Source organism: Sphingobium sp. FW305-3-2-15-F-TSA7 (assembly GCF_058787155.1).
Genome location: NZ_JBYSZM010000035.1, coordinates 25,900 through 50,454 on the forward strand (window position 1 = coordinate 25,900; position 24,555 = coordinate 50,454).

22 protein-coding genes are annotated in these 24,555 nt (G+C 65.6%); 16 read left to right on the forward strand and 6 right to left on the reverse strand.

Annotated features, from left to right (window positions below):
- Positions 1–76 precede the first annotated feature (76 nt).
- The gene (locus AC3WN8_RS23720; protein WP_492671966.1) at positions 77–3,484 is read right to left on the reverse strand and encodes a DUF2339 domain-containing protein; all 3,408 of its coding nucleotides are present in this window, start codon (positions 3,482–3,484) and stop codon (positions 77–79) included.
- A 137-nt stretch (positions 3,485–3,621) separates the two neighbouring features.
- On the opposite strand from AC3WN8_RS23720, the gene AC3WN8_RS23725 reads away from it, so the two are divergent.
- The 3 genes from AC3WN8_RS23725 to AC3WN8_RS23735 all read left to right on the forward strand — a co-directional run bounded on the left by AC3WN8_RS23725 (position 3,622) and on the right by AC3WN8_RS23735 (position 6,244).
- Complete coding sequence (locus AC3WN8_RS23725; protein WP_492671967.1) at positions 3,622–4,764, forward strand: sterol desaturase family protein; 1,143 nt, start codon at positions 3,622–3,624, stop codon at positions 4,762–4,764.
- A 2-nt stretch (positions 4,765–4,766) separates the two neighbouring features.
- Positions 4,767–5,360, forward strand: coding sequence for a TetR/AcrR family transcriptional regulator (locus AC3WN8_RS23730; RefSeq protein ID WP_492671968.1), 594 nt, complete (start codon positions 4,767–4,769; stop codon positions 5,358–5,360).
- A 323-nt stretch (positions 5,361–5,683) separates the two neighbouring features.
- Positions 5,684–6,244: a hypothetical protein gene (locus AC3WN8_RS23735; protein ID WP_492671969.1), complete on the forward strand. Its 561-nt coding sequence runs from the start codon at positions 5,684–5,686 to the stop codon at positions 6,242–6,244.
- Between the two features lie 287 nt (positions 6,245–6,531).
- On the opposite strand, the gene AC3WN8_RS23740 is transcribed toward AC3WN8_RS23735, so the two are convergent.
- Both AC3WN8_RS23740 and AC3WN8_RS23745 read right to left on the reverse strand, forming a co-directional pair.
- On the reverse strand, positions 6,532–7,176 hold the full coding sequence (locus AC3WN8_RS23740) for an alanyl-tRNA editing protein (protein WP_492671970.1): 645 nt from the start codon (positions 7,174–7,176) through the stop codon (positions 6,532–6,534).
- 62 nt (positions 7,177–7,238) lie between these two features.
- Positions 7,239–8,024: a histidine phosphatase family protein gene (locus tag AC3WN8_RS23745; protein ID WP_492671971.1), complete on the reverse strand. Its 786-nt coding sequence runs from the start codon at positions 8,022–8,024 to the stop codon at positions 7,239–7,241.
- A 288-nt stretch (positions 8,025–8,312) separates the two neighbouring features.
- On the opposite strand from AC3WN8_RS23745, the gene AC3WN8_RS23750 reads away from it, so the two are divergent.
- Entirely contained in the window at positions 8,313–11,117 is a 2,805-nt protein-coding gene (locus AC3WN8_RS23750; RefSeq protein WP_492672016.1) for a M16 family metallopeptidase, read from the forward strand.
- 51 nt (positions 11,118–11,168) lie between these two features.
- Here the strand turns inward: AC3WN8_RS23750 and AC3WN8_RS23755 are convergent, their stop codons facing one another.
- A complete protein-coding gene (locus AC3WN8_RS23755; protein ID WP_492671972.1) occupies positions 11,169–11,651 on the reverse strand; it encodes an Lrp/AsnC family transcriptional regulator in 483 nt (160 codons plus the stop codon).
- Between the two features lie 106 nt (positions 11,652–11,757).
- Between AC3WN8_RS23755 and AC3WN8_RS23760 the strand changes: the two genes are divergently transcribed.
- Positions 11,758–11,976 carry a DUF6356 family protein gene (locus AC3WN8_RS23760; RefSeq protein ID WP_492671973.1) on the forward strand — a complete coding sequence of 73 codons (219 nt, stop codon included), beginning with the start codon at positions 11,758–11,760 and terminating at the stop codon, positions 11,974–11,976.
- A 191-nt stretch (positions 11,977–12,167) separates the two neighbouring features.
- On the opposite strand, the gene AC3WN8_RS23765 is transcribed toward AC3WN8_RS23760, so the two are convergent.
- Together AC3WN8_RS23765 and AC3WN8_RS23770 are read right to left on the reverse strand one after the other, a co-directional pair.
- A complete protein-coding gene (locus AC3WN8_RS23765; RefSeq protein WP_492671974.1) occupies positions 12,168–12,929 on the reverse strand; it encodes a WecB/TagA/CpsF family glycosyltransferase in 762 nt (253 codons plus the stop codon).
- A 23-nt stretch (positions 12,930–12,952) separates the two neighbouring features.
- The gene (locus AC3WN8_RS23770) at positions 12,953–13,627 is read right to left on the reverse strand and encodes a TetR/AcrR family transcriptional regulator (RefSeq protein WP_492671975.1); all 675 of its coding nucleotides are present in this window, start codon (positions 13,625–13,627) and stop codon (positions 12,953–12,955) included.
- Positions 13,628–13,771: 144 nt separating this feature from the next.
- Between AC3WN8_RS23770 and AC3WN8_RS23775 the strand changes: the two genes are divergently transcribed.
- From AC3WN8_RS23775 to AC3WN8_RS23825, 11 genes are read left to right on the forward strand one after another with little or no spacing between them, the layout of a single operon-like run.
- Complete coding sequence (locus AC3WN8_RS23775) at positions 13,772–14,947, forward strand: amine dehydrogenase large subunit (protein ID WP_492671976.1); 1,176 nt, start codon at positions 13,772–13,774, stop codon at positions 14,945–14,947.
- Complete coding sequence (locus AC3WN8_RS23780) at positions 14,947–15,459, forward strand: MauE/DoxX family redox-associated membrane protein (protein ID WP_492671977.1); 513 nt, start codon at positions 14,947–14,949, stop codon at positions 15,457–15,459. The genes AC3WN8_RS23775 and AC3WN8_RS23780 overlap by 1 nt, the downstream gene beginning before the upstream one ends.
- Positions 15,456–16,046, forward strand: coding sequence for a redoxin family protein (locus AC3WN8_RS23785; RefSeq protein WP_492671978.1), 591 nt, complete (start codon positions 15,456–15,458; stop codon positions 16,044–16,046). The genes AC3WN8_RS23780 and AC3WN8_RS23785 overlap by 4 nt, the downstream gene beginning before the upstream one ends.
- A 21-nt stretch (positions 16,047–16,067) precedes the next feature.
- The gene (locus tag AC3WN8_RS23790) at positions 16,068–16,622 is read left to right on the forward strand and encodes a methylamine dehydrogenase light chain (RefSeq protein ID WP_492671979.1); all 555 of its coding nucleotides are present in this window, start codon (positions 16,068–16,070) and stop codon (positions 16,620–16,622) included.
- Complete coding sequence (locus AC3WN8_RS23795; protein ID WP_492671980.1) at positions 16,619–17,071, forward strand: c-type cytochrome; 453 nt, start codon at positions 16,619–16,621, stop codon at positions 17,069–17,071. Before AC3WN8_RS23790 ends, AC3WN8_RS23795 begins: the two co-directional genes overlap by 4 nt.
- Entirely contained in the window at positions 17,068–17,526 is a 459-nt protein-coding gene (locus tag AC3WN8_RS23800) for a cytochrome C (protein ID WP_492671981.1), read from the forward strand. The genes AC3WN8_RS23795 and AC3WN8_RS23800 overlap by 4 nt, the downstream gene beginning before the upstream one ends.
- 15 nt (positions 17,527–17,541) lie before the next feature.
- A complete protein-coding gene (locus AC3WN8_RS23805; protein ID WP_492671982.1) occupies positions 17,542–19,764 on the forward strand; it encodes a TonB-dependent receptor in 2,223 nt (740 codons plus the stop codon).
- Positions 19,765–19,810: 46 nt separating this feature from the next.
- Complete coding sequence (locus tag AC3WN8_RS23810) at positions 19,811–21,214, forward strand: aldehyde dehydrogenase family protein (protein WP_492671983.1); 1,404 nt, start codon at positions 19,811–19,813, stop codon at positions 21,212–21,214.
- The gene (locus AC3WN8_RS23815; RefSeq protein WP_492671984.1) at positions 21,211–22,407 is read left to right on the forward strand and encodes an AMP-binding protein; all 1,197 of its coding nucleotides are present in this window, start codon (positions 21,211–21,213) and stop codon (positions 22,405–22,407) included. The genes AC3WN8_RS23810 and AC3WN8_RS23815 overlap by 4 nt, the downstream gene beginning before the upstream one ends.
- Positions 22,316–22,807 carry an AMP-binding enzyme gene (locus AC3WN8_RS23820; RefSeq protein ID WP_492671985.1) on the forward strand — a complete coding sequence of 164 codons (492 nt, stop codon included), beginning with the start codon at positions 22,316–22,318 and terminating at the stop codon, positions 22,805–22,807. The genes AC3WN8_RS23815 and AC3WN8_RS23820 overlap by 92 nt, the downstream gene beginning before the upstream one ends.
- The gene (locus AC3WN8_RS23825) at positions 22,804–24,459 is read left to right on the forward strand and encodes an AMP-binding protein (RefSeq protein WP_492671986.1); all 1,656 of its coding nucleotides are present in this window, start codon (positions 22,804–22,806) and stop codon (positions 24,457–24,459) included. The genes AC3WN8_RS23820 and AC3WN8_RS23825 overlap by 4 nt, the downstream gene beginning before the upstream one ends.
- The last annotated feature ends 96 nt before the right edge of the window (positions 24,460–24,555 follow it).

A 24,555-nucleotide genomic window follows, 5' to 3' on the forward strand; every position in this document is an offset into this window, starting at 1 on the left:
ACCGGGTTTCCGCAAAAACGATGCGATCACAAACAGCTAGCGCAGGCTGCGCTAGCGGGCGATCATGAGTTTTTGATTATGATTCCGTGGCTTTCGCCGGCGCCCTCGAAAACTGGCGGCCATAGAGCCAGCTGATCCCGATCAGGCTGAAGCCGAGCGCGACGAAGGATCCGATCCGCAACAGCCCCTCAAGCCCCGACGCATCGCGCAGGAAGACCTTGGCGACCGCGGCAAGCATCAGCAGCAGCGACGCAATCCGCCAGTCGCGTCCGCCGCTGCGGATGCCCCAGAGCAGGAAACCGATGGCGAGTGCGATCGCCACGATCGAACGCAGGATATCCTCGAGACTGGAAAGCCCCGGCGCCGTCAGCAGCGTACCGACAAAGGCCTGGCGCAACGTGGCATAGGCGAACAGCACGATCAGGATCATCCGCAGCACGCGCGCCGCGGGCTCGAACCGTGCCATCGCCGCGGGCGCAAGGCCGGCGAGCAGCCACAGACCGGCAGGCACCAGCGCAAATGCCGGGATCAGCCAGTTGACGATCGGGATCGCTCCTACTGCCTGATCATGCCAGAGCGGGTTGTGCAGCAGCAGCGTATAGGCAAGCGCATGGAGCGTACCCGCCGCGATCACGCCGATCGCGATCGGCCGCATCTCGGCACGGCGCGACAGCGCCCAGCCCCCGGCCAGCAACAGGCCGGCCCAGATACAGCGCTCGGCCAGGCCGGTGACCATGAAGTCGCCGCCGGCAAGTGCCGCAAAGCCGATCCGGTAGAGGCTGTGCACCGCGATGAATGCCGGCACCGCGACCACCGAGGCCGCAATGATCGTCGCACGCCGCGACAGCATGGCGCGACCGTGCCAGAGCGCAAGGCCGGCAAGCGCGGTGGGCGCCAGCAACCGCTCGATCACCGCAGATATCGACAGCATCACGGCGTCGATCGTCATCGGCAGGCCACCCAGCGACAGCAGCGCCGCGCCCGACCAGGTCGCGGCAGGCTCCGCCGCCCAGGCGACGGCGATCAGCGAGAGCATGCCGGTGGCGGGCGCGAACGGCTTCCAGCCCGATCGACGCGCCAGAACCGACAGGCCGATCAGCCCCGCCGCCGCAGTTGCCGGCAACACCGCCGCAGGCAGTAATTGCGCCAGCGCGCCATAAGCGAACAAAGCGGCGACCCCCTGCCCCGTCATGCGGATTGCGGGTGTACGCGCGCGGATCGCAAAGAGCAGGCCAAGCGTGGCGACCACAACCCAGCGCAGCAGTGATAGCGGATCGATCGCCGGATCACCGGCGCCGCCCAGCCGCTGCCACTCCTCATAGGGATGCGCGCCGGTGATCGACAGCAAGGCCGGCGCGGCAAGCGCGATCACGCCCGCAATCGCCTCGATCCGCAGATCGGCCTTGCGCCCGCCCGCCAGGAACAGGCCGAGCACGGCGGCGCCCAGCGCCAGCGGCATCGCCCAGCCGGGCACGATCTGGGCAAGCGCGCCATAGCCGAGCACGGCCGCGACGAAACAGGCGCAGAGCCGGATCGGCGTCACCGCCGCGCGTGTCGCGAACAGCGCAAACAGCGCGCCCGCGCCCAGCCAGCGGGCAAGACCCTGAATATCGGCCCCGCGCGCATCGACACCGGCCAGGCGCACGGCTTCACCGATCGCTCCGGGATCGCTCGCGAACAGGATGGGCAAAGTCGCGGCAGCAAAGGCGGCGGCGACCGGCTCCAGCCGGGTGTCGCGGGCACGCTCACCCAGCAGCAGCATCGCGGCGGCGATCGCGGCAACGCCGAAAGGAAGCGTCCAATATGGCAGGACCAGCGCCAGTGCGCAGGCAGCGAGAAAACCCGCGCTCGTCGCCAGCAGTGCGAAACGTGCATCGGCCAGTCGCTCAGGCTTGTTCCAGCCCAACCCGGCGCCCAGCGCGGAGACGGCGGCCCCCAGCGTCGCCAGCAGGGCGAGCAGCGTGTCGAGGCTGCCATCGTGACGATAGAAATGCCATGCGGCCAATGCGGGGATCGCAAGCGACAGCGCCGCGAGTTCGAGCGCGAGCTGAAAGCGCGGCGGATCGCGCCACAGCTTGAGCAGCAGGGGTACGCCATGGATCAGCGCCATGGCGCCGCCGATCAATGCGAACCAGCCGGCATCCGGATCGGGCCAGATCGCAAGCAACAGCGCGGACAGGCCCAGCCCGATGCTCGGCACGATCTCGAAGCCGCGCTCGCGCCAGCTCAGCCACTGGCCGGCGATTGCGATCAGCGCGAACAGCCCCCAGTTGAGCGGGGTGAAGCCGCCGACCGCGACGAGCAGCGCAAGCTGGCCCGCGCCGATCAGCGCGGTCAGGCTGCGCAGCATCGTCGCGCGCGGTCCGGCGAAGGACAGCATCGGCAGGCCGAGCGCGAGCAGCATCACCAGCACACCCACCGACAGCGAGGAAACCAGATCGAGCGCGCCGCCCACGATCAGCACCAGGCTCCAGCCCGCGCCGCCGATCAGCGCGCTGACGCCCAGCCATGCCCAGCGCTTCATCCGCGAAACGGCAGTCAGCCCGCCGATGGTCAGCGCGAGATAGGCGGAGAGCAATGGAATATCCGGCTGTGCGCTGTTGACCAGTGCGGGCGTGGCGAGACCGCCAGCCAGACCGAGCAAGGCGCTGGGCGCGCCGAAACGGGTCGACAGTGCCAATGTGATCGCGGTGACGAGTGCCAGCCCTGCAAAGGTGGCTGCCGGACCGATCAGCGCATAGGCGTTGCCCGCCATCAGCACGCTCGCATAAAGCGTCGCCAGCCCCGCGCCCGACAATGCCTGGCGCACGCGATCGTCGCGCACTTTTTCTTCGGCACGCAGCGCGGCTTCGGCGCCGCCGATCAATGCGGTGCCGAACAGCAGCCCGCAGACCACCTGGATCCAGGGCGTGAAGAAACCGGCGTCGATCGCGAGCTTGACGATGAAAACGCCGGCAATGGCGAGCGTGATCCCGCCCGCCCAGATCGGCAGGCGACGGCCGAACAGATCCTCGAAATTGATTGAGATGCCACGCGGCGCTTCGGCTCCGGGGACAACCGGCGCCGGCTCGACCGGTGCATTCTCGACCTGCTGCGCATCTACGGCAGCGGCAGCGACAGATTCCGTCGGAGAAGAGGCCGGCTCGGGCAGCATCTCGGGCACATCGCCCTGGATCGAGCCGATGGCGGGGGCATCCATCGCCGCACGACGATGGACGATCCGCGCAGGCCTGCGTGCGGGAATCGGCGCGGTTTCCGGCACCGATGGCGCGGGCGGTTCCGGCATCGGCTGCGCCACCGGCTCCGGAACCGTTTCGGGTATCGGCGCGGCAGCGACCTGGGCCGCGTCGGTATCGGTGATGCCAGGAAATGCCTCGCGCCGTGCATCTTCGAGGATGCGGATGCGCTGCTCCATACGGGACAGGCGGCTGCGCGTGTTCAGGATCAATCCGAAGCAGACCAGCAGCGCGATGGCGACGAGCACGGCAATTCTCCCCTTGGCGGACGGTCGTGATAGCCGTTAATTTATCAATGTTCAATTAAAATATTAGACATCGTTCAATTGGCGTTTTATGCCAGCATATACGGTCGCGCCGAAAGCGCGATGGGGGAGCATGGACTATGGCGCGATCTTTCCTGAACAATCTGGCCCGCGACCTGGAGGCGCCGATCGAGGCGCGCGGTTTCGGCACCGGATGGTTCTCCGGCTTTTTCGGTATCGTGCTCGCCATTGCCGGCCTCAGCTTCGTCGCGGCGCTGCGCTGGCCGGAATTCTTCGCAATGCCCGAACTCGAGGCAGTGCGGAACTGGACCGGCTTCCGCACGCTGATCCATGTCACCCTGCTCACCAGCTATGCGCTGGCCTTGCTCAGCCTGTTGCTGCGCCCGCGCAAAGCGATCGGCATGACCGCGCTCGTCATCGCATTGGGCGCCACCATATTGGGCGGCGCCAGCGTCCAGCCGGAGGAGACCCGCACCTGGGGCATTTTCTTCGGCGTCGATTTCTTCGCGATCAACATGATCGCCACCGGGCTGATGTTCGCGCCGATCGAACGGATCTTCCCGCACAATGCCAAGCAGCGGCTGTTCCGCATCGAATGGCGCGAAGACCTGTTCTATTATCTGGTCAGCTCGATGTTGGTGCAGCTCATCACCTTCCTCGCGCTCGCGCCCTCCACCTTCGTCATGGCGAAGACCGGCAATCTCGCCGACGCGCGTGCCTGGGTGGGCGCCCTGCCCTGGCTGGTCCAGTTTGCGCTGGCGATGATCCTGACCGACCTCGCCCAATATTGGTTCCACCGGCTGTTCCATCGCATCCCTTTTCTCTGGGGATTCCACGCCGTTCATCATTCGGCCAAATCGATGGACTGGCTGGCGGGCGCGCGCATGCATTTCGTCGAGATCATCCTGCTGCGCGGCGTCACCTCGCTGCCGCTGCTGACGCTCGGCTTCCTGCCCTCGGTGCTGCAGGCCTATATCGCGATGGTCTATATCTACGCCTCGCTGGTCCACGCCAATCTGCGCGGCGATTTCAACGGGCTCGGCCGCTGGCTGGTCACGCCGCGCTATCATCACTGGCATCACGCGATCGAGGCGGAGGGCGTCGACAAGAATTTCGCGATCCATTTCCCGCTGCTCGACCGGATCTTCGGCACTTACTATTTCCCGGAGAGCAAATGGCCGACCGGCTACGGCGTGCCCGAAGCCGTGCCCAAGGGCTATCTCGCCCAGCTCAAATATCCGTTCGTGCGCAAGGGCGGCTGACCATGGGCCGCCGATCCGACCATAGCCGCGAGGAATTGCGCGAGATGATCGTCTCGGAGGGCCATCGCCAGCTCTCCGAAACCGGCTATGCGCGCTTCTCCGCGCGCGAAGTGGCCAAGCGCATCGGCTATTCGATCGGCACGGTCTACAATGTTCTGGGATCGCACGACCAACTGATGCTCGCGATCAACGGGCTGACGCTCGATCGCTGGCAGAGCCATCTCGAGGCGCGGCTGGAGATCGAGACCGAGAACCGCCTTCATCGCGCGATCCAGGCCTATTTCGAATTCGCCATCCTCAACCGCAATCTCTGGACCGCGCTCTACGATTTCCGCCTGCCCGACGGCGAGGAGATGCCGGATTATTACCAGCAAAAGGTGCGCGACATCACGCAGATCGTGATCGAGGAGATCGCGGCGGTGCTGCCCCCTGCCCAGGCCGACCGCGCCGCGCCCCTCGCCCGCTCGCTGCTCGCCTGCGTCCACGGCCATTGCTTCTTCACGCTCAACGGCACCTTCCGCCTGCTCGGCGAAACCGACCCGCTGGAAGCCGCTTATGCCCGCGTGACCGACGCGATCGCGGCGTGCGGGGATTGAGGAACGGGCCCACCTACCGGATTGGCTATGGAGCGATTTCCGGCCGCATCCATTCATCGGGCGATGAAGCCGACAATATGTCGCCGCAGCCGAAGTGACCGGCACTCGTAAGATCAACGCCGCCAATTCGTCAACGCCACGACATGACTGCCACCGCCGCATCCGGATAGTCATGTCCATCCATATCCGCATGGATCATCGGCGAGAGATAAATTCGATCCTAAATGGATCAAAAAACCAAGGTTAACTTTTCCCGTCCTGGTTTCATCAAACCTCATTCGGCCTATACATGCACCCCCTACCAGTAAGACGGGAGTATGTTTGTGCCAAACGATCAGATCATCGTTCCATTCGGGGACAGTGCCTACGCCTTCGATGGAATTTACGACATTTTCGGCACCGACACTGGAACGGAAACAGTAACGGTAATGGACAATACTATCGCGTATTTCCAGAGCGATTTCTCCTATGGAGGGGACACCATCAGGCTCCTCGGCAGCGCAACCGACTTCACCATTCAACTGAGCGGCTCGGACGCCATCCTCACCAGCGCGGTGGACGGCATCACCGTAAATATCCCGGTCGGGACCGCAGGGTTGTCGGTGGTCTTCCAGGGCTCGACCGGATCCTTGACCGACGCTCGCAATCTGGTGATCGATGGCACAGACGTCGTTCTCGACGGCCAGATCCTCACCTCGACCGCCACCGCCGTCGATCCCGCCCCCGCCCCATCGGCATTCAGCCCGGATTCGGCGACTGATACCTTCGCAGTCGCTACGGTCGATGAAGCGGTTACCGCAGCCACCATCCATGCGGGCGGAGGCGTCCTCGCACATGGCATGGCGGAAAGCGGCCTGACAGCCTTTATCGCCAACTTCGCCTGAACCCGGCAGCGGCCGGGGCCCATCCTCGGCCGCTTGCCTTGGCAACCATCGCCACCCGCACAGAGGCGCCCAGTCGTAAAGTCCGGCTACGCGCAGGCAGACAATCAGATGCGCACGGCTTGGCATCGGGCAGCACAGTCAGATCTCCACCCCGGTCCCGGGCATGCACCCAACGCCGCACATCCTGGATCAGGCTGCGTGATTTTGGAATCACGCAGCCTGATCCATATATTTGTTTTATCATGATTTTCGATTCGCTCGATGGTTCGATCGAACTGCAAATCGCTCTAGCCAACCTCGTAACTCACCCGCAGCCGCCCCTTCTTGCTGCGGATCGCGGTCACGCTGATCCCGGCGAGTTCGGCGGTGCTCGCGACATGCAGACCGCCGCAGCCCACCGGCGTGAAATCGCCGATCGCCAGCGCGCGCGACGCATGGGGATCGCCGACGACACGGACCGGCAGGCCGGCCGCGACCAGCGCCGCGATCTTTTCGGTCAGGTCGCCCTCCAGCGCGTCGTCGATCTCGATATCGCCTTCGAACTCAACGCGCGCCTCGCCTTTCCAGTGATGGCCCGCGACTGCGCGCAGCCCGGGGCGGATCGCCTGCACCGCATCGGCAAGCAGATGGCCGGCGCTGTGCAGCCGCGCGCCTTCGCGGCGATGCGTTTCGTCGACCGCGATCTCCACCTGGTCGCCGACCGCCAGGCCGGCCACGCTGTCGACGAAGTGATCGACTTCACCCTCCGCGGCGTGGCGGGTGTCGAGCACCTGCGCGGTGCCGATCCGCCCCCTGTCGCCGCGCTGCCCGCCGCCCTGTGCGTGGAACAGTGTGATATCCAGGCGGATGACAGGCGCCGGCTCGGTCAGGATCGCGGTGATGGTCGCGGTGGCGGTCAGGGCATCGGAAGCGAGATAGTGTTTGACGGTCATCGGGGCTCTTTCAGGAACGACGCATGCCGCCACCCTATATCGCACCTGGCCGATGGTGAAGATCAGCCGCGCACGGCGACGATCGGATCGGGTGCGCTGGTGACCGGCACGGCGCCGTCCTCCACCGGTGCGGTCTCGTTATAGCGGGTCAGGACGAGGCCCCCCTTGCGGCCATGGCCGGGGCGGAAATGATATTCGGTGACGCCGCAATTGGCGACGTCGCCGGCGCGATCGATCTCCAATATCTGCGCCTCGTCCAGCGTCTCGATGATGTAGCGCAGGCAGAGCACCACCACCTGATGCGCGACGATCATGACGCGCATGCCCGAATAATGGAGCGAGACGGTGTCCATCAGCGAGCGCAGCCGCAGGATCACGTCTGCCCAGCTCTCGCCACCCGGCGGCCGGTGGTAGAATTTGCCGAGCACGTCGCGGAACCGCGACTGGTCGGGAAATTCGGCGGCGATCCCGGCACGGGTCAGCCCGTCCAATATGCCGAATTCCCGTTCGCGCAGCCGCTCGTCGAGGCAGATCGCCTCGTCGGGATCGCAGCCGCCGGCATCGCGGAAGAATCGCGCGGTCTGAAGCGCGCGGACATAGGGGGAGGACAGCATCACATCCGGCCGCCCGGACGCCCCGGCGCGCGCGAACCAGCGGCCGAGCCCCCGTGCCTGCTCGCATCCCAGCGGAGACAGCGGCACATCGACATCGCGTCCCGTGATCGCGATCCGGGCCAACCCCGCGGCATCGGCGGCGTCGCGCGCCACATTGCCCGCGCTTTGGCCGTGGCGGACGATCCACAATGTCGAGGGCCAATGGGCGGTGTTCGATCGGGCCAATTCCGTCACTCCATCATCGTCGCCGACAACAACGCAGCCCGACCATGCAATATCCGGTGCCGGGCCGAAAGCTCTCCCTCCCTCCGCGGCTCCGCGCGAACCGGTCCGTCTATGATGTCTCCGCTGGGCCGCCACGGTCCACGCGGAGCCGCGGAGACGCGGAGGATCGTCGATCGCATCGGACAGCAGGGCAGTTCATCTTCGCGATTTCGCAGCTCCGCGCGAACCATGCGGATTCTGCAATGGCGGACATTCGGCGCCCGATGCTCTTTATCCCCAATGGGGAGGCGTTGAGTGATGAAGCTTGTGCGTATCGCGTCGGTGGCGCTGTTGATGATGTCGGCTCCGGCGCTGGCGGACAGGCCCGCCGCGCCCGTCTCCGCCCCCAATATCGCGGTGCCGCCAATGGGCTTCACCGAACGCACCCTGCCCAACGGCCTGCGCCTGATCGCGTCGCGCGATCCCAAGGCGGCGTCGGCTGCAGTCTATGTCTTCTACGATGTCGGCCAGCGCGACGATCCCGTCCAGCGCGGCGGCTTCGCGCACCTGTTCGAACATCTGATGTTCAAGACGACGCGCAACCTGCCCGAAGGCGCACAAAGCTACATGACCTCGATCGGCGTGCGCGCCAACGCCTCCACCTTGTGGGATTTCACCATCTACAATATGAGCGGCCCCGCCGATCAGCTCGAACGGATGCTGTGGATCGAAGGCGAGCGTATGCGCAATCTCGTCATCGACGAGCCCGCGTACATGTCCGAACGCAACGTCGTGAAGGAGGAGCTGCGCCAGCGCATCTTCGCCCAGCCCTATGGCCGGATCCTCTATACGCTGATCCCCGGCTTCGCTTTCTCCACCCATCCCTATGCCCGCCCGATCGGCGGCACCGCGGCCGATCTCGATCGCGCCGACCTGGCCGAGGTCCGCGCCTTTCACGAAGCCTATTACCGGCCCGACAATGCGATCGTCGTGGTCGTCGGCAATTTCGATCCGGCGACGCTGAACCAGTGGGTCGATCGCTATCTCGGGTCGCTGCCGCGGCCGACAGCGGCGATCCCACGCGATACGCGCGACGAAGCGCCCCGGAACAAACCGGCCGATCTCGACGCCTATGCGCCCAATGTGCCGCTGCCCGCGCTGATCTTCGCCTGGCGCGCGCCCGCCGCACGCGATCCCGACCGCGCGGCGCTCGCGCTGATCGAGACAATGCTGACCGCCGGCCCGGCCGCGCGACTCAATCAAAGGCTGGTTTCGGAGAAGAAGCTGGCGTCGAGCATCACCAGTTACAATCTGCCGGCGCGCGACGGTTACAGCTTCGCGCTTGTCGTGACGCTGGCGAATGGCGCGAAACTGGCCGATGCGCAGACCGCGCTCGATACCGAAATCGCCGCATTGCGCGACACGCCGCTCAGCCAGGCGGAGCTCGATCGGGTCCGCAATGCGATGCTCGGAAATGCGCTGACCGGCCGGGAAACCGTCGATGGCCGCGCCTATGCGCTCGGCGAGGCCGCGATCCTGACGGGAAGCGCCGCATCCGACGACGCGATGCTCGCCGCGATCCGGGCGCTGACCCCGGCCGATGTGCAGCAAGCGGCCCGGCGCCTGTTTCCGGCCGAACGCCGCGTCACCATCCGCTATCAGGATGAAAGCGCACGTCCGGCGGGCTATGTCGGGGACCGGTCGGCCAATGCGGTGGATGCGATGGGCACCGTCGTCCCGGCGGCGGCTCGACCCCCTGTAGCGATCGCCGCGCCGGCCGATCGGACAGCGCCGCCGCCCGCCGGCACGGCCGTGACGCGTGCGGTTCCGCCGATCGTCGAGCGCCGGCTGGCCAATGGGCTGCGGCTGGTGACGGCGCGCTCCACCGAACTGCCGCTCACCACGCTGGACCTCGTCATTCCCGGCGGTGACGCCGGGGATCCCGCCGAACGCGGCGGACTTGCGGACATCACGGCGGCGCTGGCGCTGCGCGGCGCAGACGGGCGCGACGCCACCGGTTTCATCGCCGCGCTCAACGCGCTGGGCGCCAGCCTGGTCGCCACCGCGCAACCCGATGCGACGACGCTGCGATTGACCGCACCGACGGCGAATATCGATGCGGCAGGCGCATTGCTTGCCGATGCCGTTCTGCGGCCGAATTTCGCCGCCGCCGAACTGGACGGCGAACGCAAGAAACAGCTCGCGGCGCTGCAGGTCGCGCAGAAGCAACCGACGCAGACCGCGCTCCGCATGCTGCAACAGGTGACGTTCGCCGGCACGCCCTATGCACTGCTCGCCACCCCCCAATCGCTCGGCGCCATCAGCATCGATGACGTCAAGGCGTCGCGCGCGGGCTGGCGCCCCGATGGCGCGACTTTGATCGTGACCGGATCGCTCGCCACCGCCCAAGCCGAGGCGCTCGCGGCGCGGCTGTTCGGCGGCTGGCATGGCGCCCCTGCTTCGCCGCCGCGCGCCGCGATCGCACCGCCCCCCGCCCCGCGCATCGTCGCGATCGATCTGCCCGGGTCCGGCCAGACCGCCGTTCTGGCCGGCTATCGCCTGCCGCCGCGATCGGACACTGCGTTCCGCGGAATCGAGCTGGCCAGCGCGATCGTCGGCGGCGGCTCGCAGGCCTGGCTGTCGCAGGAGATCCGGCAGAAGCGCGGACTGAGCTATGGCGCGGGTAGCGAAGTCACGATGCGCGCGAACGGCGGGCAGCTCATGGCCGCATCGCAGACCAAGAACGAGTCCGCGCCCGAGGTGGCCGATCTGATCCTGGCGCAATTCGGGCGGCTGGCGAGCGAACCGTCAATGGCCGCGCGGCGCGACGAGCGAATCCGTTTCCTCGCCAATATGCGCGCCACCCAGTCCGAACGCACCGCCGGTCTCGCCGATTATCTCGCATCGCTGGTCATGACGGGGACGCCGCTGACCGAAGCGCGCACCGAACTCTCCGGCCCGATCGCGGTGAGCGATGCCCAGCTTGCCCGCGCAACCGCATTATTGGCGCCGGGCAACGCCAATATCGTCGTGGTGGGCGACGCGAAACAATGGATCGAGACGCTGCGGACGCGGTTTCCGGGAGTGGAATTGGTGAGCGCGAGCCCGTCACCAGCCAATTGACGAACCTTCACTCGCCATTCCCGCTTTCGCCGGAATGGCGGGAAGTGGGGTTCAAATCCCCGGCACCGGCACTTCGGTCGTGTATTTGATCTGCTCCATCGCGAAGGACGAGCTGACATCGTGGATGACGATGTTGGCGATCAGTTTCTTGTAGATCCGGTCATAGTCGGCAATGTCGGCGGCGACGACCTTGAGCATATAGTCGATCTCGCCACTCATTCGATAGAATTCAGTGACTTCCGGGATATCCCTGACATGATCGGCGAACATGGTCAGCCAGTCGCGATCATGGCGATTGGTCCGCACCGCGACGAAGATCGTCACGCCCAGTCCGATCGCCTCGCGGTTCACGAGCGCGACGGTGCCGGTGATGATCCCGGCCGCCTGCAGCCGCTTCACCCGATTCCAGCACGGCGTCGCCGACAGCCCGACGCGCGACGCCAGTTCGGCATTGGAGAGTGTCGCGTCGCGCTGAAGCTCACGCAGGATGCGTCGATCATGGCGATCGAGAGAAAGATTTTCCGAACGAGTCACGATTGAGAGAAATTTCCCTGAATTTTGATGATTCCTATCAAAATCAGGAATCATTTCCGCCTCAGATGACGATAAATTCCTCATCAGATCAAGCCCGGAGGAAAAAATGCGTCGCCTGCTCACCGATCACCCTGCCTCGGTCGGCGAAAGCTATCTGGAGCATATGGGGCATGCGACCAGCTTCGGCACGTCCCTGATCCTCGCCGGTATCGCCTGCCTGATCCACGGCCTGATCCCCGCCTGGTTCGTCTCGACCGGCAGCAACACCATCCGCCGCCTGCATGATCGCATGGTGGTCAATCGTCGGCGGAAGGAAGTGGGGTAACCCGCCTTCTCTCGATTATGCATGGAAGTCTTTCAGATACAGCGACTTCGCCACTCACGTCATTCCCCTGTTTGTTCGTCATCCCGGCGAAAGCCGGGATCTCACTTCTTTTGGTACGGCAATGAACAGGAAGTGAGATTCCGGCTTTCGCCGGAATGACGTGAATGGATAAACATCTGCGGTGAAAGGTTTTATTCCACCCGCAACACCTGCCGACCAAAAAGACGCATGACCACCGCGCCCAGCATCAGCCCGGCAAAGCGCATATTGGTGGACACGTAGCGCCAGACCATCCGGCGCGGCTCCTGGATCAGACGGTACAGCCATTCCAGCCCCACCCTCTGCATCCAGACCGGTGCGCGACGGACCGATCCGGCCAGCACATCGATCGCGCCACCGACACCCATCACGAAGGGCACGCCGAGCGCGCCCGCGTGGCGGCTGAGAAAGCGTTCCTTGCGCGGCGTCGGCATCGCGACGAACAGGCAATCCGCACCGCTCGCCCGGATCGCCGCGACGACATCCGCTTCCTCATCGACGGTGAAATAGCCGTCGTGCATCCCGGCGAGAACAAGGCCGGGCCAGCGCACTTCCGCCGCCGTTCGGGCCCGTGCCAGCATCTCGGCGCGCGCACCCAGCACATAGGGTTTCAGCCCGCGCCGCGCGCATTCGGCGAACAACGCCTCCATCAGGTCGATGCCGGCAACGCGCTCGACACCGCGTGCGCCGAACAGGCGCAGCGCCAGCACCAGCCCCATGCCGTCCAGCCCGATCATTTCGGCGGCCTCGACATCGCGCCGCAAATCCGCGTCGCGGCGCATCTCGACGAATTTCGCGACGTTGAGCGCGACATGCACGGTCGGCACGCGGCCCGCCATCGCCGCAACGGCGCGCGCAACGCTCTGGTCATGCGAGATCAGGTCGATCGGCGTACCGAGCAGATGGACGCGCATTACCCGCCTTTCCTCCGACGCGATCAGGACGGGTCCGCCGCCAGCCCCTTGATCTCGCCGGGTTTCAGCTCGCGCGCCAGCGTGACGAACGAACGCCTGGCGATCTGTTCGAGCCAGGGCATCCGCGCGCGCCACGGCTTTTCATAGCCGGCGAACACCGTCAGTCCCTCCATCGAGGCCGAGATGAACAGCGCCAGCGTCTCGCGCTCGTCGGCGGGCAGCGCCGGATTGATCTCCGCGATCAGCTCGTTGAGCGAGACGCGCGCGCGATCGTAAAGCTCCTCCATGCGATCCTGGACGAAAGGATCGTGATTGGCGAGCACCCAGAGTTCGGGGAAGAAGCGCGTCGTCTTCTTGGTGGTGATGTCTTCCAGGATCAGCGTCACCAGCTTTTCGAGCCGCTCGGCGGCGGTCGCACCGGGCTCGTGCATGATCGCGTCGAACGAATCCTCGTAACTGCTGATCACCGCGTTGAGCAGCTCGCGAATCAGCTCGTCCTTCGAGCGGAAATAATAGTTGAGATTGCCGACATTCATGCCGCTTTCCGTGGCGATGCGGCGCAAGGTCAGCGCGCCCGATCCATGCTCGACAAGCAGCGACAGCGCGGCACGGAGGATCTGCTCGAAGCCATCCTGGCCGCGTGCATATCCGCCCTCGCGAGGCGCGATCTTCAGGTCGGGGACAATAAAATCGGTCAAAATCAGCAATCCTGACGCCCTGCTAGCCGCGTCCCGATATTAGGGCAAGCGATCAACTTTTGGCAATTGACTAAATTTGGACACTAGTCCAGATTTCAGCGACTCGGTCGTTCAGGCCGGACAGACTGAAAGAGGGGAGTTCGCATGCGCCGCGCCGCCAGCCGCATTGCCGGAGCCATGACCATCGCCAGCCTGCACATCGCAGCGCCCGCGATCGCCGCGGATTATCCGCAGCCCCTGCCCGAGGAACCGGTGCCTGCGGTCGCGGTGCTGCCGGAGAAATATCCCGAAAGCTGGGTCTTCGTGCACGACCTGCATTTCAACAGCCTGCCCGATGGCCGTGTCGCGGTGGTCGACGTCGCTGCCGAGAACCGCAATGTGAAGGGTCAGATCCCGGCCGCGCAGTTCGCCAGCTTCCTGCCCGCCACCACCAAGTCCGAACTCTATGTCGGGGAAACCTTCCTGTCGCGATTGACGCGTGGCGAACGCACCGATGTGATCACGATCTGGGACACGAAGACGCTGGCGCCCAAGGGCGAGATCATCCTGCCCGGCGGCAAGCGCGGCCTGTTCGTCACACTCAAGAACAGCCTCCAATTCACCAATGACGAGAAATGGGCGCTGGTGTTCAACTTCACGCCCGGATCGTCGGTGACGGTGGTCGACCTCGACGCGCGCAAAATCCTGTCGGACATCGATCTGCCGGGCTGCTCGCTGGTCTATCCCACCGGACCGCGCGGTTTCACCTCGCTTTGCGCCGACGGCACGATGACCAGCATCGCGCTGGATGCAGCCGGCCGCGCTGGCCCCACCGTCACCAGCAAGGTCTTCAACGACATCGACAAGGACGCGCTGTTCATGAGCCCTGCCATGGTGGGGCGCACCGCCTGGTTCGTCAGCTTCACCGGCAATATCCGCGGCATCGATTTCTCCGGCGCCGCGGCGCGCGACCTGGGTCTGTTCAAGATCGCGAAGCCCGCGGGCGGCGATCCCGAATGGCGCCCCGGCGGGTGGCAGGTGATCACCGCCGACAAGACCGGGCTGCTTTATGTGCTGATGAATCCGCACGGCAAGGAGGGCAGCCACAAGGATGGCGGCACCGAAGCCTGGGTGATCGATCCGGTGAAAAAGGCGCTGGTCCGCCGGATCGCGCTCAAGAGCCACAGCGTCTCGATCGAGGCGACGCAACAGGCGAGCCCGCTGCTCGTGGCGTCGAAGCCCGACGGATCGCTCGACGTCTATGACGCGGCGACCGGCGCATTCCAGAGGACAATCGTCGGCGTGGTCCATGACCCGATGACGATGACGGCGGCGCGCTGATGGCCGGGATCACCCAGGCTGCAGCCCTCTTCCTGGCGCTGGTCCTGGCCGCCGCCGCCGTCCATAAACTGGTGGCGCGCGACCGGCTGACCATGGCGACCGGGCGGCTGCTTCGGCTCGATGCGCCGCTGGCCGGTGTCGCGATGCTCGCCGCGGCCGCGATCGAGGCCGCCGCCGCGATCGCGCTGGTGCTGACGCCCGCGCGGCCGATCGGCGCGCTGCTCGCCGCCGCGCTCTGGTCAAGCTATGGCGTGGCATTGCTCGCGGCGCGGCGACGCGGCGAAAGCGCCTTTGATTGCGGCTGCGGCTTTGCCGTTCAGCGCAAGCCCGTCGACAGCTTCACCATGGCGCGCCCCTTCGGGCTGGTCCTGCTCGCCCTGTTCGTCGCTTCGGCGCCGGGCGCCCCTGCCCCGCTTGTCGAGCCCGTCTTTGCCGCGCTCGCGCTCTACGCCCTGTTCCTTGCCGCCGGCGAGATCGCCGCCCTGCCCTCCAAACGGAGCCTTGCCCGATGAGCAGCCTGTTTCTCGCTTCGCAGATCTTCCTCTGGATCACCGTCGGCGTGCTCGGCGTGCTCGTCGCCGCGCTCGCCCGCCAGGTCGGCGTGCTCCACGAACGCATCGCCCCTGCCGGTGCGCTGACCCTGCATCAAAAGGTCAATGTCGGCGATGCCGGCCCCAGCATGACGCTGGCTGCGCTCGACGGCACGAAAGTGACGATCGGCGGCGTCCGTCCGGGCCGCAGCCAGCTGCTGTTCTTCCTCTCGCCCGATTGCCCGGTCTGCAAGACCCTGCTGCCGATCATCCGTTCGGCCAATGGCGCGGAGAATGACTGGCTCGACATCGTGCTGGCCAGCGACGGAGAGGCGGCCGCGCATCGCCGGCTGGTGATGGCGGAGAATCTCGCGGGCTTCCCCTATGTGCTTTCCGAAACGCTCGGCCGGCAATTGGGCGTGTCCAAGCTGCCTTATGCCGTGCTGCTGGATGAGAATGGCAAGATCGCGTCGCTCGGTCTCGTCAACAACCGTGAGCATCTGGAAAGCCTGTTCGAGGCCAAGGAGCGTGGTGTCGCCTCCATCCAGCAATATCTCGCACAACGCTGAACACCGGACAGGGGGATCACCATGTCGCATCTCGACAGTTTCGCCGAACGGATGACGCGCAAGGTCGCGCAGTCGACCTCGCGCCGCAGCCTGCTCACCCTGATCGGCGGTGCCATCACCGGCGCGGCGGTGATCCCCGTCCTCCCGGTCTCGCGCGCCCAGGCGCAGAGCCATGGCGGCGGCCCCAGCGGCATGGCGCCGCAGACCACGGGCAATCCGCAGGATCCCGGCGACCAAACCCAATGCGATTATTGGCGCTATTGCGCGATCGACGGCTTTCTGTGCAGCTGCTGCGGGGGATCGGCGAGCACTTGCCCGCCGGGCACCGAGATGTCGCCGATCACCTGGATCGGCACCTGCCGCAACCCGGCCGACAACCGCGCCTATATCATCAGCTACAATGACTGCTGCGGCAAATCCTCGTGCGGGAACTGCCTGTGCAACCGCAATGACGGCGACCGGCCGATGGTGCGTCCGCAGGCGAACAACGACATCAACTGGTGCCTGGGCACCGAAAGCGCGATCTACAATTGCTCGACTGCGGTGATCCTCGGCGTGGCGGTTGACGAGAAATGATCCGCCGGTTCGCATTGCTGGGTCTTGCCGTGTTTGCCGCCCCCGCGGCCGCGCAGACGGCGGACGGCGCCGCGATCTACAAGCGCTGCGCCGCCTGCCATCTCGCCACCGGCGCCGGCGTGCCGGGCGCCTTTCCGCCGCTGCGCGCAGATATCCGCGCGCTCGCGGCCAAGCCCGACGGCCGCCGCTATCTGATACTGGTCGTGACCAAGGGCGTGTCCGGGCCGATCACGGTGGAGGGCAAACCCTATCGCGGCGTGATGCCGGCGCAGGCGGGCCTGGGCGATGTCCAGATCGCCGCGGTACTCAACCATGTGCTCGCGACTTCGGCCAAGGGCGGGACCGCCAAGCCCTTCACCGCCGCCGAGGTCGCGCAGGTCAAGGCGGGTGCTGCCGGGATGACGCCCGCCGCGATCGGCAAGCTCAACGCGGCGCTTTCCGCGAAATGAAATTTGCTTCCGCCCTTGCGCTTTTTGCCGCCGGGGTGGCGGCAACCGGCGGCGTGGCGGCGGGCATCGCCATGCCCGGCGTCGAAAAGCCGGCACGCGCGCACAGCAACTGGATCCTCAAATGCCAGGGCTGCCACCGCGCCGATGCGACCGGCACACCGCAGACCACGCCGGCGATGGCGGGCATCATCGGCACTTTCCTGAAAACGCCCGAGGGCCGCGACTATCTGGCGCGCGTGCCCGGCGTGGCGAGCGCGGCGCTGCCCGACGCCGAGCTCGCCGAGCTTTTGAACTGGACGTTGCTGCGCTTCGATCCCGCGCACGTCCCCAAAGATTTCAAGCCCTACACGACCAAAGAGGTGGGGCAATTACGCAGCAGGCCGCTCCGGACCGAAGCTGCCGCGGTGCGCGCGCGCATCCTGGCCAGCCTCTCTTCCGGTGGAGGAACAGAATAATAAGGGGAGAAGAGAATGACGATATCCAGCCCGCGCCGCACCGTCGTGCGGTTCGCCGCCCTGCTGCTCGCCGGAAGCTCCGGCACAGCGATCGCGCAGGACGCAACACCTGCCCAAGCCGAACCGGCGCCCGTCGAAATGGGCGCCGATATCGTCGTCACCGCGCAGAAGCGATCGGAACGGCTTCAGGAAGTGCCGATCTCGATTTCGGCGATCGCCGGCGACGCGCTCCAGAAACAGCGCGTCACCCAGGCCGACGAGCTCGTCAGCAAGATTCCCAATCTCCAGCTCACCTCCACCGTCGGCGACAACACGCCGATCTTCGCGCTGCGCGGCGTCTCCATGTCCGATTACAGCCTCAACCAGGCGAGCCCGGTCGCGACCTATTATGACGAAGTCTATAAGGGCAATTTCGCATTCCTCGGCGTCGCGATGTTCGATCTCGAGCGTGTCGAGGTGCTGCGCGGACCACAGGGCACGCTCTACGGCAAGAACACCACGGGTGGCGCGGTCAATCTGATCAGCCGCGCGCCGCGGCTCGGCGAGACCGACGGCTATTTCAACCTCGGTTACGGCAATTACAATCGCATGGAGATGAACGGCGCGGTCAACGTGCCGCTGGGCGATATCGCGGCGGCGCGCGTCGCCGTCACCGTCGCGCGTGCCGATGGCTGGTTCAAGAACCAGCTGCCCGGCCAGCCCGACCTGGCGGGCGTACGCGAATATGGCGTGCGCGGATCCTTGCTGCTCGAACCGTCGGACAGCGTGCGTTTCGTGCTGCGCGCATCGACCAGCTATCAGAATCCGCGCAATTACGGCATTTATGCCCAACCCGAAGCAATCAACCGGCCAGGCCTCGGCCGTCGCCAGATCGAGGCGAACGTCACCGACCGGCGCCATGCCCGCACCTATTCGGTGGCGCTCACCAGCACATTCGATGTCGGCGATGCGCTTGCGATCACCAGCGTGACCTCATGGGACAAAGGGAGCCTGCGTTTCTACGAGGATACCGACGGCACCGCGACCGAACTGCTCGAAATCCCCTATGCCGACCGTGCGACCCAGTTCGCGCAGGATCTGCGCCTGACCAGCGATTTCGACGGGCCGTTCAACTTCATCCTCGGCGCCTATTTCAACCGCGAAAAGGTCTATAACGAAACCACGTTCGAGATCGGCAAGGACATCGACTCCGATGGCCTGCCCGGCGTCACCGACCAGGATTGCGCGATCGGCCTGCCGCTCGGCTGCCTGTTCCGCAACAGCTTCGATCAGTTGAAGAAAAGCTATGCGCTCTATTCGGATATGAGCTTCGAGATCAGCGATGCGCTCAAGCTGCGCGGCGGCCTGCGCTATACCAAGGACAAGGGATCGCAGACCAATTTCGAATCCAACGCGCTCGGCCCCAACGGCGTGCTGGTGGTCAACCTGATCCCGCCATCGTCGCTGCGCTACAGCACCAACAACCTGTCCGGAAAGATCGGCTTCGACTACAAGATCGATCGCGACGCGCTGATCTACGCCAATTACAGCCGCGGCTATCGCGCGCCGAGCTTCAATGCCCAGGCCTTCTTCGATCCGTCGGAACTCTCGATCGCCAAGGCGGAGAAGATCGACGCGTTCGAGCTGGGCGCCAAGACCCAGTTCGCCGATCGCCGGATCACGCTCAACGCCGCAGTGTTCCACTACAGCTACAGCAACCAGCAATTCATCAATGTCGATCCGGCGACCGCCGCGCAGACATTGCTCAACATCCCGAGCTCGCGGATCATGGGCGGCGAAGCCGAACTGACCGCACGGGCGAGCGACATGCTGACCTTGCGCGCAGGCATCGGCATCCTCGACACCAAGATCAAGCGCGGCATCGTCAGCGGCGTCGACGTGGCGGGCAACAAGCTGTCCAATGCCCCGTCCTTCACCTTCGCCGGCGGTGTCGATGCGACGGTGGTCGACGGCCCGAGCGGCAAGTTCAGCCTTCACGGCGATATGAGCTATGCCACCAGCCAATATTTCGAAGTGCTCAACGTCCCCCGGCTGAAGCAGGGCGCCTATGCGCTGCTATCGGGCCATATCGACTGGGAATCGGCAGACGGGCGATGGAATGCGTCGATCTGGGGTAAGAATCTGACCAACAAATTCTACTTCACCTCGCGCGTCGACCTGCTCGCGGGCTTCGGTTTCGACTATAACCACGTCGGAACGCCGCGGACCTACGGCATCAGCGTCGGAACGCGATTCTGACCATGACGAAAAACAAGGCGGTGAAGCCGCCCGCAAGGAGAGCGATATGACCGGATACAAGCTGCTGATCGGCGGCGCGCTCGTCGATGGCGACATGACCATGGACGTGCTCAATCCCGCGACCGAAACGGTGCTCGCCACCTGCCCGCGCGCGTCCGAGGCACAGCTCGACGCCGCGGTCGCCGCGGCCAAGGCCGCCTTTCCCGCATGGGCCGCCACACCGATCACCGCGCGTCGGGCGCTGCTGCTCAAGCTTGCCGATGGATTGCAGGCGCGCGCGCCCGAATTCGCCCGGCTGCTGACGCAGGAACAGGGCAAGCCGCTGCCCGAAGCGACGGCCGAGATCGCCTATACCGAGGCGTTCATCCGTCATCTCGCCACGCTCGAACTCGAAGAGAAATTGATCGAGGACGGCGACAGCCGCCGCGTCCAGATGAAGCGCAAGCCGCTGGGCGTCGTCGGCGCGATCATCCCCTGGAATTTCCCGGTGCTGATCGTCGCATTCAAACTGCCGCTGGCACTGCTGGCCGGCAACACCATCGTCGTGAAGCCCGCGCCGACGACGCCGCTCACAACCTTGCTGCTGGGCGAACTCTGCGCGGAGATCTTCCCGGCCGGCGTGGTCAACATCGTCACCGATCAGAACGACCTGGGCGCGCGGCTGACCAGCCATCCCGATGTCGCCAAGGTCTCGTTCACCGGATCGACCGAAACCGGCAAGAAAGTGATGGCGAGCGCCGCCGCCTCGATCAAGCGGATCACGCTGGAACTGGGCGGCAACGACGCGGCGATCGTGCTGCCCGATGCCGACCCCGCCAAGGCGGCGCCCGGCATCTTCGGCGGCGCCTTCCTCAACGCGGGGCAGGTCTGCCTGGCGATCAAGCGCGTCTACGTCCATGACGACATCTATGACGAGATGTGCGCGGCGCTGGCCAAGCTTGCCGAAGCGGCGGTGGTCGATGACGGGCTGCTGCAGGGCGCGCAGATCGGTCCGCTCCAGAACAAGGCGCAATATGAGAAAGTGAAGACCTTCATCGACGATGCCCGCGCCAACGGCAACATCATCGCCGGCGGCACGGTGGACGATCGCCCCGGCTATTTCGTCCGCCCCACCATCGTGCGCGACATTTCGGACGGCACGAAACTGGTCGACGAGGAACAGTTCGGCCCGATCCTGCCGGTCATCCGCTTTTCCGACGCCGAGGATGCGCTGGCCCGCGCCAATGCCTCGCCCTGGGGGCTGGGCGGATCGGTCTGGTCGGGCGACCGCGACACCGCCTATGACCTGGCCGAGCGGATGGAGGCCGGTACGGTCTGGATCAACAAGCATCTCGATTTCGGCCCCAACATCCCGTTCGGCGGCGCCAAGCAATCGGGCATCGGCGTCGAGTTCGCCGAGGAAGGGCTGGCAGAATTCACGCAGATCCGGGTGATCAACGAGGCCAAATGACCGACACCATTTTCAACTGGGATCCGCCCGCGCGCTACAATTTCGCGCGGGACGAGATCGGCCGCCTCGCCGCCGAACGGCCCGACGACCGAGCATTGCTGTGGACCGATGCCGCCGGCAAGTTGATCGACCGCAGCTTCGCCGAACTTGCCGGCCATGCCGCACAAGCCGCGGCGGTGCTGGCGGGCGTGGGGGTGAAGCGCGGCGATACCGTGCTGATCCTGCTGTCGCGCGAGATCGAATGGTGGGAATTGATGCTGGGCTGCCTGGCATTGGGCGCGATCGCCTCGCCCGGCACGATCCAGCTCAGCGCCAAGGACATCGCCTATCGTCGCGACGCGGCGCAGGCAACATGCGTGATCGCGGGTGGAGACATTGCAGAACGGGTGGAGGCCGCACTTGCCGGCCAGCATGTGGCGCTGATCCATATCGGCGGCGGCCGCGCGGGCTGGCGCGATTATGGCGCGGAGAAGCAGGAAGCGACGCCGCTGGCCGGAATCGCCGACGCCGCATTCGACGAGGATGCGCTCTGCTATTTCACCAGCGGCACCACCGGCCAGCCCAAGATGACGATCCACGGCCATGGCTATGCGCTCGCCCACCAGATCACGGGCCGCTACTGGCTCGACCTGAAACCCGGCGACCTTCACTGGAATCTCTCGGATACCGGCTGGGCGAAGGCCGCGTGGAGCAGCCTGTTCGCGCCCTGGCTGATGGGGGCCGCGATCTTCGTCAACCATGCGCCCGGCTTCGATCCGGCGGCAACGCTCGACCTGCTGGCACGTTTTCCGATCACCACGCTCTGCGCGCCCCCGACGGCGTACCGCATGTTCGTGCGCGCCGACCTTGCCGGCCGCGCATTCCCGGCGCTGCGTCATTGCGTCAGCGCAGGCGAGCCTCTCAATCCCGAAGTGATCGATCTGTGGAAGGCCGCGACCGGGCTCGATATCCATGACGGCTATGGCCAGACCGAAACGGTGTTGCTGTGCTGCAACCGCCCGGGCGCGTCGCGGATCGGCGCGATGGGCCGCCCTGCCCCCGGCATCGATCTGGCGGTGATCGACGAGAATGGCGTTCCCGCAGCGCCGGGCGCGGAAGGCGATGTCGCGCTGCGCACCGGCGACGCCCGCCCCCCCCGGCCTGTTCACCGGCTATCGTGGCGAGCCCGAACGCACCGCCGGCGTTTTCCGTGACGGCTGGTATCTGACCGGTGACCGCGCCACCGTCGACGCGGACGGCTTCTTCTGGTTCGTCGGCCGCGCCGACGACGTCATCCTCTCCGCCGGCTACCGGATCGGCCCGTTCGAGGTGGAAAGCGCCTTGTTCGAGCATCCAGCCGTCGCCGAAAGCGCGGTGGTCGCCAGCCCCGATCCGACGCGCGGCGAAGTGGTGAAGGCGTTCGTCGTGCTCGCCGCCGGCCATTCGGGATCGGACGCGCTGGCCGCCGAGCTTCAGAGTCATGTGAAAGCGACAACCGCCCCCTACAAATATCCGCGCAAAATCGAGTTCGTCGGGAGCTTGCCCAAAACGGTCAGCGGAAAGATAAGACGGAAGGAACTGCGCGAACAGGAATGGGCCAAGACCGAAACATGACCCAAAGCTATGTGAAGGGTGCGGACGCCCCGGCGCTGATCGAGAAGACGATCGGTGCCCAGTTCGACGAGACCGTCGCGCGTTTTCCCGGCCAGCTCGCGCTGATCGTCCGTCATCAGGGCGTCCGCTGGACCTATGCCGAGCTTGCCGGGCGCGTCGACGCGCTGGCGCGCGGGCTGCTCGCCACAGGGCTCGCCCCCGGCGACCGGGTCGGGATCTGGGCGCCCAATTGTTCCGAATGGACATTGATGCAGTTCGCGACCGCCAAGGCGGGATTGATCCTGGTCAATATCAACCCCGCCTATCGCACTGCCGAACTCGAATATGCACTGAACAAGGTGGGCTGCGCCGCGCTTGTGCTCGCTCCCTCGCACAAGACCAGCGATTATGTCGCGATGCTGCGCGAACTGGCGCCCGAACTGGCTGGCGCCACGCCCGGCGCGCTTCACGCCGCGCGCCTGCCCGCGCTACGCCTCGTCGCCACGCTCGGCGACGCATCGCATGCCGGCTGCTTGCCCTTCGCCGCGCTGGCGGCCGGTGGAGACGCGGCGCTTCCCGATACGCTGGCGCCAGACGACGCGGTCAACATCCAGTTCACCAGCGGCACCACGGGTTTCCCCAAGGGGGCGACGCTGTCGCACCGCAATATCCTCAACAACGGCCAGTTCGTGGGGCGCGGCATCAAGCTGCAACCAGGCGAACGCGTCTGCATTCCCGTTCCGCTCTATCATTGTTTCGGCATGGTGATGGGCAATCTCGCCTGCATCGTTCATGGCGCGACCATGGTCTATCCGGCCGAGGCGTTCGATCCGCTCGCCGTGCTCGAAGCGGTGGAGGCAGAGGGCTGCGCCGCGCTCTACGGCGTGCCGACGATGTTCATCGCCGCGCTCAATCACCCGGAGTTCGACCGGTTCGACCTGCGCTCGCTGCGCACCGGCATCATGGCAGGATCGCCCTGCCCGATCGCGGTGATGGAGGAAGTGATCGCGCGCATGCACATGCGCGAAGTGACGATCGCCTATGGCATGACCGAGACCAGCCCGGTCAGCTTCCAGAGCGAGACCGACGATCCGCTGGACCTGCGCGTCTCCACCGTCGGCCGCATCCAGCCGCATCTGGAAGTGAAGCTGGTCGATGCCGTCGGTGAAACCGTCGCGCATGGCGAGACCGGCGAGCTGTGCACGCGCGGTTATTCGGTGATGATCGGCTATTGGGACGATCCGGCGCGGACGGCCGAGGCGATCGACGCCGATGGCTGGATGCACACCGGCGACCTCGCGACGATCGACGAGGCCGGATATTGCCGGATCGTCGGACGGATCAAGGATATGGTGATCCGCGGCGGCGAGAATATCTATCCGCGCGAGATCGAGGAATTCCTGCTCACGCACGAAGCGATCGCCGACGCACAGGTGATCGGTGTGCCCGACGAACGCTATGGCGAGGAACTGTGCGCCTGGATCGTGCTGCGCCCCGGCGCCGCGATCGACGATGAGGCGGTCCGCACCCATTGCCGTGGCCGAATCGCCCATTTCAAGATCCCCCGGCACATCCGCTTCGTCGAAACCTTTCCGATGACGGTGACGGGCAAGGTCCAGAAATTCGCGATGCGTGAGGAGATGATTGCGATTTTCGCCGCCGACGCGAACTGAGGTCAGGCCGACCTTCTGCCATTCTTCACTCAGACAGTTCTGAGCGCTTTGCTTCGCTCACCTTTCGGCTATGTAGACGACCGATATCGCTTCGCT

Bases quoted from the DNA above. Each gene is read 5' to 3' on its own strand.
- AC3WN8_RS23725 (WP_492671967.1), top strand. From the start codon at position 3,622: ATGGCGCGATCTTTCCTGAACAATCTGGCCCGCGACCTGGAGGCGCCG.
- AC3WN8_RS23740 (WP_492671970.1), bottom strand. From the start codon at position 7,176: ATGACCGTCAAACACTATCTCGCTTCCGATGCCCTGACCGCCACCGCG.
- AC3WN8_RS23760 (WP_492671973.1), top strand. From the start codon at position 11,758: ATGCGTCGCCTGCTCACCGATCACCCTGCCTCGGTCGGCGAAAGCTAT.
- AC3WN8_RS23815 (WP_492671984.1), top strand. From the start codon at position 21,211: ATGACCGACACCATTTTCAACTGGGATCCGCCCGCGCGCTACAATTTC.
- AC3WN8_RS23810 (WP_492671983.1), top strand. From the start codon at position 19,811: ATGACCGGATACAAGCTGCTGATCGGCGGCGCGCTCGTCGATGGCGAC.
- AC3WN8_RS23795 (WP_492671980.1), top strand. From the start codon at position 16,619: ATGATCCGCCGGTTCGCATTGCTGGGTCTTGCCGTGTTTGCCGCCCCC.
- AC3WN8_RS23780 (WP_492671977.1), top strand. From the start codon at position 14,947: ATGGCCGGGATCACCCAGGCTGCAGCCCTCTTCCTGGCGCTGGTCCTG.
- AC3WN8_RS23800 (WP_492671981.1), top strand. From the start codon at position 17,068: ATGAAATTTGCTTCCGCCCTTGCGCTTTTTGCCGCCGGGGTGGCGGCA.
- AC3WN8_RS23785 (WP_492671978.1), top strand. From the start codon at position 15,456: ATGAGCAGCCTGTTTCTCGCTTCGCAGATCTTCCTCTGGATCACCGTC.
- AC3WN8_RS23825 (WP_492671986.1), top strand. From the start codon at position 22,804: ATGACCCAAAGCTATGTGAAGGGTGCGGACGCCCCGGCGCTGATCGAG.
- AC3WN8_RS23765 (WP_492671974.1), bottom strand. From the start codon at position 12,929: ATGCGCGTCCATCTGCTCGGTACGCCGATCGACCTGATCTCGCATGAC.
- AC3WN8_RS23750 (WP_492672016.1), top strand. From the start codon at position 8,313: ATGAAGCTTGTGCGTATCGCGTCGGTGGCGCTGTTGATGATGTCGGCT.
- AC3WN8_RS23730 (WP_492671968.1), top strand. From the start codon at position 4,767: ATGGGCCGCCGATCCGACCATAGCCGCGAGGAATTGCGCGAGATGATC.
- AC3WN8_RS23820 (WP_492671985.1), top strand. From the start codon at position 22,316: ATGTCGCGCTGCGCACCGGCGACGCCCGCCCCCCCCGGCCTGTTCACC.
- AC3WN8_RS23790 (WP_492671979.1), top strand. From the start codon at position 16,068: ATGTCGCATCTCGACAGTTTCGCCGAACGGATGACGCGCAAGGTCGCG.
- AC3WN8_RS23775 (WP_492671976.1), top strand. From the start codon at position 13,772: ATGCGCCGCGCCGCCAGCCGCATTGCCGGAGCCATGACCATCGCCAGC.
- AC3WN8_RS23805 (WP_492671982.1), top strand. From the start codon at position 17,542: ATGACGATATCCAGCCCGCGCCGCACCGTCGTGCGGTTCGCCGCCCTG.